The sequence below is a fragment of the Neobacillus sp. CF12 genome, assembly GCF_030348765.1.
Lineage (GTDB): Bacteria > Bacillota > Bacilli > Bacillales > Cytobacillaceae > Neobacillus.
This window is the reverse complement of record NZ_JAUCEU010000007.1, coordinates 3,515,001-3,525,000: the sequence shown is the minus strand read 5'-3', so window position 1 is coordinate 3,525,000 and position 10,000 is coordinate 3,515,001. Positions and strand designations below refer to the sequence as shown.

The window sequence follows — 10,000 nt, the reverse complement described above, 5'->3', positions numbered from 1 at the left end:
AAAATGTACCGGGGCTAAACGTAACACCGAAGCTGTGGATTGACACCGTATGGTGTCAGTGGTAGGAGAGCGTTCTAAGGGCGTTGAAGCTAGACCGTAAGGACTGGTGGAGCGCTTAGAAGTGAGAATGCCGGTATGAGTAGCGAAAGACGGGTGAGAATCCCGTCCACCGTATGCCTAAGGTTTCCTGAGGAAGGCTCGTCCTCTCAGGGTTAGTCGGGACCTAAGCCGAGGCCGAAAGGCGTAGGCGATGGACAACAGGTTGATATTCCTGTACCACCTCTTTATCGTTTGAGTGATGGGGGGACGCAGGAGGATAGGGTAAGCGCGCTGTTGGATATGCGCGTCCAAGCAGTTAGGCTGGTAAGTAGGAAAATCCGCTTACCGTAAAGGCTGAGCTGTGATGGCGAGGGAAATATAGTACCGAAGTTCCTGATTCCACACTGCCAAGAAAAGCCTCTAGCGAGATAAAAGGTGCCCGTACCGCAAACCGACACAGGTAGGCGAGGAGAGAATCCTAAGGTGAGCGAGAGAACTCTCGTTAAGGAACTCGGCAAAATGACCCCGTAACTTCGGGAGAAGGGGTGCTTTTTGAGGTGAATAGCCTCGAAGAGCCGCAGTGAATAGGCCCAGGCGACTGTTTAGCAAAAACACAGGTCTCTGCGAAGCCGCAAGGCGAAGTATAGGGGCTGACGCCTGCCCGGTGCTGGAAGGTTAAGAGGAGGGGTTAGCGCAAGCGAAGCTCTGAATCGAAGCCCCAGTAAACGGCGGCCGTAACTATAACGGTCCTAAGGTAGCGAAATTCCTTGTCGGGTAAGTTCCGACCCGCACGAAAGGCGTAACGATCTGGGCACTGTCTCAACGAGAGACTCGGTGAAATTATAGTACCTGTGAAGATGCAGGTTACCCGCGACAGGACGGAAAGACCCCGTGGAGCTTTACTGTAGCCTGATATTGAATTTTGGTACAGCTTGTACAGGATAGGTAGGAGCCTGAGAAACCGGAGCGCCAGCTTCGGTGGAGGCGTCGGTGGGATACTACCCTGGCTGTATTGAAATTCTAACCCGCACCCCTTATCGGGGTGGGAGACAGTGTCAGGTGGGCAGTTTGACTGGGGCGGTCGCCTCCTAAAGAGTAACGGAGGCGCCCAAAGGTTCCCTCAGAATGGTTGGAAATCATTCGCAGAGTGTAAAGGCACAAGGGAGCTTGACTGCGAGACCTACAAGTCGAGCAGGGACGAAAGTCGGGCTTAGTGATCCGGTGGTTCCGCATGGAAGGGCCATCGCTCAACGGATAAAAGCTACCCCGGGGATAACAGGCTTATCTCCCCCAAGAGTCCACATCGACGGGGAGGTTTGGCACCTCGATGTCGGCTCATCGCATCCTGGGGCTGTAGTCGGTCCCAAGGGTTGGGCTGTTCGCCCATTAAAGCGGTACGCGAGCTGGGTTCAGAACGTCGTGAGACAGTTCGGTCCCTATCCGTCGTGGGCGCAGGAAATTTGAGAGGAGCTGTCCTTAGTACGAGAGGACCGGGATGGACGCACCGCTGGTGTACCAGTTGTCTTGCCAAAGGCATCGCTGGGTAGCTATGTGCGGACGGGATAAGTGCTGAAAGCATCTAAGCATGAAGCCCCCCTCAAGATGAGATTTCCCATAGCGTCAAGCTAGTAAGAACCCTGAAAGATGATCAGGTTGATAGGTCAGAGGTGGAAGCGTGGTAACATGTGGAGCTGACTGATACTAATCGTTCGAGGACTTAACCAATTTATAAGCGAAACTCGTTTTACAAACTTCTTCTGAAATTATCTAGTTTTGAGGGAATGAAAACCTCAAATTTTATAGTCTGGCAGCAATGGCGAGAAGGTCACACCCGTTCCCATACCGAACACGGAAGTTAAGCTTCTCAGCGCCGATGGTAGTTGGGACTTTGTCCCTGTGAGAGTAGGACGTTGCCAGGCGAAAGACAGAAATATTCTTTCTGTCTTTTTTAATCCCATTTATCAAAATGGAAAAAACTTTCTGTTGCTAAATAACACCGACGGTGTTAAGATAGGAAAGTCGCTCACAAAACAACCTTATCATCTTTAATTAATTTCTAGTGAAATGGAAATAATTGATAATTGATAAAGTAGTAGAAACGCGATATACTATTTATCCAGTCGCTGTTATACAAAGCGAAATTGTTCTTTGAAAACTAAACAAACAAGAACGTCAACAAAAAAATTATTAGTTTCTTCTATAGAAACTAGCCAACGTAACAAATGAGCTATATCAACTTTCTTGGAGAGTTTGATCCTGGCTCAGGACGAACGCTGGCGGCGTGCCTAATACATGCAAGTCGAGCGAATCTTTAGGAGCTTGCTCCTAAAGGTTAGCGGCGGACGGGTGAGTAACACGTGGGCAACCTGCCTGTAAGACTGGGATAACTTCGGGAAACCGGAGCTAATACCGGATAATCCTTTTCCTCTCATGAGGAAAAGCTGAAAGTCGGTTTACGCTGACACTTACAGATGGGCCCGCGGCGCATTAGCTAGTTGGTGAGGTAATGGCTCACCAAGGCGACGATGCGTAGCCGACCTGAGAGGGTGATCGGCCACACTGGGACTGAGACACGGCCCAGACTCCTACGGGAGGCAGCAGTAGGGAATCTTCCGCAATGGACGAAAGTCTGACGGAGCAACGCCGCGTGAGCGATGAAGGCCTTCGGGTCGTAAAGCTCTGTTGTTAGGGAAGAACAAGTATCGGAGTAACTGCCGGTACCTTGACGGTACCTAACCAGAAAGCCACGGCTAACTACGTGCCAGCAGCCGCGGTAATACGTAGGTGGCAAGCGTTGTCCGGAATTATTGGGCGTAAAGCGCGCGCAGGCGGTCCTTTAAGTCTGATGTGAAAGCCCACGGCTCAACCGTGGAGGGTCATTGGAAACTGGGGGACTTGAGTACAGAAGAGGAAAGCGGAATTCCACGTGTAGCGGTGAAATGCGTAGAGATGTGGAGGAACACCAGTGGCGAAGGCGGCTTTCTGGTCTGTAACTGACGCTGAGGCGCGAAAGCGTGGGGAGCAAACAGGATTAGATACCCTGGTAGTCCACGCCGTAAACGATGAGTGCTAAGTGTTAGAGGGTTTCCGCCCTTTAGTGCTGCAGCTAACGCATTAAGCACTCCGCCTGGGGAGTACGGCCGCAAGGCTGAAACTCAAAGGAATTGACGGGGGCCCGCACAAGCGGTGGAGCATGTGGTTTAATTCGAAGCAACGCGAAGAACCTTACCAGGTCTTGACATCCTCTGACACTCCTAGAGATAGGACGTTTCCCTTCGGGGAACAGAGTGACAGGTGGTGCATGGTTGTCGTCAGCTCGTGTCGTGAGATGTTGGGTTAAGTCCCGCAACGAGCGCAACCCTTGTTCTTAGTTGCCAGCATTCAGTTGGGCACTCTAAGGAGACTGCCGGTGACAAACCGGAGGAAGGTGGGGATGACGTCAAATCATCATGCCCCTTATGACCTGGGCTACACACGTGCTACAATGGATGGTACAAAGGGCTGCAAGACCGCGAGGTTTAGCCAATCCCATAAAACCATTCTCAGTTCGGATTGTAGGCTGCAACTCGCCTACATGAAGCCGGAATCGCTAGTAATCGCGGATCAGCATGCCGCGGTGAATACGTTCCCGGGCCTTGTACACACCGCCCGTCACACCACGAGAGTTTGTAACACCCGAAGTCGGTGGGGTAACCGTAAGGAGCCAGCCGCCTAAGGTGGGACAGATGATTGGGGTGAAGTCGTAACAAGGTAGCCGTATCGGAAGGTGCGGCTGGATCACCTCCTTTCTAAGGATAATGCAGTCCTTGTGGACTGATAAAACGTTGACTGTTACTTGTTTGTTTAGTTTTGAGAGTGCAATTCTCTCATGATTAAACTCGTTCCTTGAAAACTAGATAATCGTAAGAAGAAGTCAAAGTAAAACCGAGAATCGCCACATTAGTTTTTCTCTCTTAAGTAATTAAGAAGAAAATAACCTTTTAGGTTAAGTTAGAAAGGGCGCACGGTGGATGCCTTGGCACTAGGAGCCGATGAAGGACGGGACTAACACCGATATGCTTCGGGGAGCTGTAAGTAAGCTTTGATCCGGAGATTTCCGAATGGGGGAACCCACTGCTCGTAATGGAGCAGTATCTTTACCTGAATACATAGGGTATTGAAGGCAGACCCGGGGAACTGAAACATCTAAGTACCCGGAGGAAGAGAAAGCAAACGCGATTCCCTGAGTAGCGGCGAGCGAAACGGGACATAGCCCAAACCAAGAGGCTTGCCTCTTGGGGTTGTAGGACACTCAACATGGAGTTACAAAGGAACGGGGTAGATGAAGCGATCTGGAAAGGTCCGTCATAGAAGGTAAAAACCCTGTAGTTGAAACTTCGTTCCCTCCTGAGTGGATCCTGAGTACGGCCGGACACGAGAAATCCGGTCGGAAGCTGGGAGGACCATCTCCCAAGGCTAAATACTCCCTAGTGACCGATAGTGAACCAGTACCGTGAGGGAAAGGTGAAAAGCACCCCGGAAGGGGAGTGAAAAAGATCCTGAAACCGTGTGCCTACAAGTAGTCAGAGCCCGTTCATGGGTGATGGCGTGCCTTTTGTAGAATGAACCGGCGAGTTACGATTACATGCAAGGTTAAGTTGAAGAGACGGAGCCGCAGCGAAAGCGAGTCTGAATAGGGCGTTTGAGTATGTGGTCGTAGACCCGAAACCAGGTGATCTACCCATGTCCAGGGTGAAGTCCAGGTAACACTGGATGGAGGCCCGAACCCACGCACGTTGAAAAGTGCGGGGATGAGGTGTGGGTAGCGGAGAAATTCCAATCGAACTTGGAGATAGCTGGTTCTCTCCGAAATAGCTTTAGGGCTAGCCTCACGTTGTAAGAGTCTTGGAGGTAGAGCACTGTTTGGACTAGGGGCCCTCATCGGGTTACCGAATTCAGACAAACTCCGAATGCCAAAGACTTATCCGTGGGAGTCAGACTGCGAGTGATAAGATCCGTAGTCAAAAGGGAAACAGCCCAGACCACCAGCTAAGGTCCCAAAGTTTACGTTAAGTGGAAAAGGATGTGGAGTTGCTTAGACAACCAGGATGTTGGCTTAGAAGCAGCCACCATTTAAAGAGTGCGTAATAGCTCACTGGTCGAGTGACTCTGCGCCGAAAATGTACCGGGGCTAAACGTAACACCGAAGCTGTGGATTGACACCGTATGGTGTCAGTGGTAGGAGAGCGTTCTAAGGGCGTTGAAGCTAGACCGTAAGGACTGGTGGAGCGCTTAGAAGTGAGAATGCCGGTATGAGTAGCGAAAGACGGGTGAGAATCCCGTCCACCGTATGCCTAAGGTTTCCTGAGGAAGGCTCGTCCTCTCAGGGTTAGTCGGGACCTAAGCCGAGGCCGAAAGGCGTAGGCGATGGACAACAGGTTGATATTCCTGTACCACCTCTTTATCGTTTGAGTGATGGGGGGACGCAGGAGGATAGGGTAAGCGCGCTGTTGGATATGCGCGTCCAAGCAGTTAGGCTGGTAAGTAGGAAAATCCGCTTACCGTAAAGGCTGAGCTGTGATGGCGAGGGAAATATAGTACCGAAGTTCCTGATTCCACACTGCCAAGAAAAGCCTCTAGCGAGATAAAAGGTGCCCGTACCGCAAACCGACACAGGTAGGCGAGGAGAGAATCCTAAGGTGAGCGAGAGAACTCTCGTTAAGGAACTCGGCAAAATGACCCCGTAACTTCGGGAGAAGGGGTGCTTTTTGAGGTGAATAGCCTCGAAGAGCCGCAGTGAATAGGCCCAGGCGACTGTTTAGCAAAAACACAGGTCTCTGCGAAGCCGCAAGGCGAAGTATAGGGGCTGACGCCTGCCCGGTGCTGGAAGGTTAAGAGGAGGGGTTAGCGCAAGCGAAGCTCTGAATCGAAGCCCCAGTAAACGGCGGCCGTAACTATAACGGTCCTAAGGTAGCGAAATTCCTTGTCGGGTAAGTTCCGACCCGCACGAAAGGCGTAACGATCTGGGCACTGTCTCAACGAGAGACTCGGTGAAATTATAGTACCTGTGAAGATGCAGGTTACCCGCGACAGGACGGAAAGACCCCGTGGAGCTTTACTGTAGCCTGATATTGAATTTTGGTACAGCTTGTACAGGATAGGTAGGAGCCTGAGAAACCGGAGCGCCAGCTTCGGTGGAGGCGTCGGTGGGATACTACCCTGGCTGTATTGAAATTCTAACCCGCACCCCTTATCGGGGTGGGAGACAGTGTCAGGTGGGCAGTTTGACTGGGGCGGTCGCCTCCTAAAGAGTAACGGAGGCGCCCAAAGGTTCCCTCAGAATGGTTGGAAATCATTCGCAGAGTGTAAAGGCACAAGGGAGCTTGACTGCGAGACCTACAAGTCGAGCAGGGACGAAAGTCGGGCTTAGTGATCCGGTGGTTCCGCATGGAAGGGCCATCGCTCAACGGATAAAAGCTACCCCGGGGATAACAGGCTTATCTCCCCCAAGAGTCCACATCGACGGGGAGGTTTGGCACCTCGATGTCGGCTCATCGCATCCTGGGGCTGTAGTCGGTCCCAAGGGTTGGGCTGTTCGCCCATTAAAGCGGTACGCGAGCTGGGTTCAGAACGTCGTGAGACAGTTCGGTCCCTATCCGTCGTGGGCGCAGGAAATTTGAGAGGAGCTGTCCTTAGTACGAGAGGACCGGGATGGACGCACCGCTGGTGTACCAGTTGTCTTGCCAAAGGCATCGCTGGGTAGCTATGTGCGGACGGGATAAGTGCTGAAAGCATCTAAGCATGAAGCCCCCCTCAAGATGAGATTTCCCATAGCGTCAAGCTAGTAAGAACCCTGAAAGATGATCAGGTTGATAGGTCAGAGGTGGAAGCGTGGTAACATGTGGAGCTGACTGATACTAATCGTTCGAGGACTTAACCAATTTATAAGCGAAACTCGTTTTACAAACTTCTTCTGAAATTATCTAGTTTTGAGGGAATGAAAACCTCAAATTTTATAGTCTGGCAGCAATGGCGAGAAGGTCACACCCGTTCCCATACCGAACACGGAAGTTAAGCTTCTCAGCGCCGATGGTAGTTGGGACTTTGTCCCTGTGAGAGTAGGACGTTGCCAGGCGAAAGACAGAAATATTCTTTCTGTCTTTTTTAATCCCATTTATCAAAATGGAAAAAACTTTCTGTTGCTAAATAACACCGACGGTGTTAAGATAGGAAAGTCGCTCACAAAACAACCTTATCATCTTTAATTAATTTCTAGTGAAATGGAAATAATTGATAATTGATAAAGTAGTAGAAACGCGATATACTATTTATCCAGTCGCTGTTATACAAAGCGAAATTGTTCTTTGAAAACTAAACAAACAAGAACGTCAACAAAAAAATTATTAGTTTCTTCTATAGAAACTAGCCAACGTAACAAATGAGCTATATCAACTTTCTTGGAGAGTTTGATCCTGGCTCAGGACGAACGCTGGCGGCGTGCCTAATACATGCAAGTCGAGCGAATCTTTAGGAGCTTGCTCCTAAAGGTTAGCGGCGGACGGGTGAGTAACACGTGGGCAACCTGCCTGTAAGACTGGGATAACTTCGGGAAACCGGAGCTAATACCGGATAATCCTTTTCCTCTCATGAGGAAAAGCTGAAAGTCGGTTTACGCTGACACTTACAGATGGGCCCGCGGCGCATTAGCTAGTTGGTGAGGTAATGGCTCACCAAGGCGACGATGCGTAGCCGACCTGAGAGGGTGATCGGCCACACTGGGACTGAGACACGGCCCAGACTCCTACGGGAGGCAGCAGTAGGGAATCTTCCGCAATGGACGAAAGTCTGACGGAGCAACGCCGCGTGAGCGATGAAGGCCTTCGGGTCGTAAAGCTCTGTTGTTAGGGAAGAACAAGTATCGGAGTAACTGCCGGTACCTTGACGGTACCTAACCAGAAAGCCACGGCTAACTACGTGCCAGCAGCCGCGGTAATACGTAGGTGGCAAGCGTTGTCCGGAATTATTGGGCGTAAAGCGCGCGCAGGCGGTCCTTTAAGTCTGATGTGAAAGCCCACGGCTCAACCGTGGAGGGTCATTGGAAACTGGGGGACTTGAGTACAGAAGAGGAAAGCGGAATTCCACGTGTAGCGGTGAAATGCGTAGAGATGTGGAGGAACACCAGTGGCGAAGGCGGCTTTCTGGTCTGTAACTGACGCTGAGGCGCGAAAGCGTGGGGAGCAAACAGGATTAGATACCCTGGTAGTCCACGCCGTAAACGATGAGTGCTAAGTGTTAGAGGGTTTCCGCCCTTTAGTGCTGCAGCTAACGCATTAAGCACTCCGCCTGGGGAGTACGGCCGCAAGGCTGAAACTCAAAGGAATTGACGGGGGCCCGCACAAGCGGTGGAGCATGTGGTTTAATTCGAAGCAACGCGAAGAACCTTACCAGGTCTTGACATCCTCTGACACTCCTAGAGATAGGACGTTTCCCTTCGGGGAACAGAGTGACAGGTGGTGCATGGTTGTCGTCAGCTCGTGTCGTGAGATGTTGGGTTAAGTCCCGCAACGAGCGCAACCCTTGTTCTTAGTTGCCAGCATTCAGTTGGGCACTCTAAGGAGACTGCCGGTGACAAACCGGAGGAAGGTGGGGATGACGTCAAATCATCATGCCCCTTATGACCTGGGCTACACACGTGCTACAATGGATGGTACAAAGGGCTGCAAGACCGCGAGGTTTAGCCAATCCCATAAAACCATTCTCAGTTCGGATTGTAGGCTGCAACTCGCCTACATGAAGCCGGAATCGCTAGTAATCGCGGATCAGCATGCCGCGGTGAATACGTTCCCGGGCCTTGTACACACCGCCCGTCACACCACGAGAGTTTGTAACACCCGAAGTCGGTGGGGTAACCGTAAGGAGCCAGCCGCCTAAGGTGGGACAGATGATTGGGGTGAAGTCGTAACAAGGTAGCCGTATCGGAAGGTGCGGCTGGATCACCTCCTTTCTAAGGATAATGCAGTCCTTGTGGACTGATAAAACGTTGACTGTTACTTGTTTGTTTAGTTTTGAGAGTGCAATTCTCTCATGATTAAACTCGTTCCTTGAAAACTAGATAATCGTAAGAAGAAGTCAAAGTAAAACCGAGAATCGCCACATTAGTTTTTCTCTCTTAAGTAATTAAGAAGAAAATAACCTTTTAGGTTAAGTTAGAAAGGGCGCACGGTGGATGCCTTGGCACTAGGAGCCGATGAAGGACGGGACTAACACCGATATGCTTCGGGGAGCTGTAAGTAAGCTTTGATCCGGAGATTTCCGAATGGGGGAACCCACTGCTCGTAATGGAGCAGTATCTTTACCTGAATACATAGGGTATTGAAGGCAGACCCGGGGAACTGAAACATCTAAGTACCCGGAGGAAGAGAAAGCAAACGCGATTCCCTGAGTAGCGGCGAGCGAAACGGGACATAGCCCAAACCAAGAGGCTTGCCTCTTGGGGTTGTAGGACACTCAACATGGAGTTACAAAGGAACGGGGTAGATGAAGCGATCTGGAAAGGTCCGTCATAGAAGGTAAAAACCCTGTAGTTGAAACTTCGTTCCCTCCTGAGTGGATCCTGAGTACGGCCGGACACGAGAAATCCGGTCGGAAGCTGGGAGGACCATCTCCCAAGGCTAAATACTCCCTAGTGACCGATAGTGAACCAGTACCGTGAGGGAAAGGTGAAAAGCACCCCGGAAGGGGAGTGAAAAAGATCCTGAAACCGTGTGCCTACAAGTAGTCAGAGCCCGTTCATGGGTGATGGCGTGCCTTTTGTAGAATGAACCGGCGAGTTACGATTACATGCAAGGTTAAGTTGAAAAGACGGAGCCGCAGCGAAAGCGAGTCTGAATAGGGCGTTTGAGTATGTGGTCGTAGACCCGAAACCAGGTGATCTACCCATGTCCAGGGTGAAGTCCAGGTAACACTGGATGGAGGCCCGAAC

The 10,000-nt window shown here is 51.0% G+C and carries 7 rRNA genes (2 of these 7 only partly in view); all 7 read left to right on the top strand.

Features of this window, described 5'->3' with window-relative positions:
• Window positions 1-1,764 (top strand): 23S ribosomal RNA (locus QUG14_RS16700); it begins 1,173 nt to the left of the window's first position.
• Window positions 1,765-1,842: 78 nt separating this feature from the next.
• Window positions 1,843-1,958: ribosomal RNA gene (gene rrf, locus QUG14_RS16695) — 5S ribosomal RNA — on the top strand.
• 319 nt (window positions 1,959-2,277) lie between these two features.
• A 16S ribosomal RNA gene (locus QUG14_RS16690) occupies window positions 2,278-3,827 on the top strand.
• Between the two features lie 195 nt (window positions 3,828-4,022).
• A 23S ribosomal RNA gene (locus tag QUG14_RS16685) occupies window positions 4,023-6,959 on the top strand.
• A 78-nt stretch (window positions 6,960-7,037) separates the two neighbouring features.
• Window positions 7,038-7,153, top strand: a 5S ribosomal RNA gene (gene rrf, locus QUG14_RS16680).
• A gap of 319 nt (window positions 7,154-7,472) precedes the next feature.
• Window positions 7,473-9,022, top strand: a 16S ribosomal RNA gene (locus tag QUG14_RS16675).
• Window positions 9,023-9,217: 195 nt separating this feature from the next.
• Window positions 9,218-10,000, top strand: a 23S ribosomal RNA gene (locus tag QUG14_RS16670); it runs 2,154 nt beyond the window's last position.
• The 16S, 23S and 5S rRNA genes sit together here, the layout of an rRNA operon.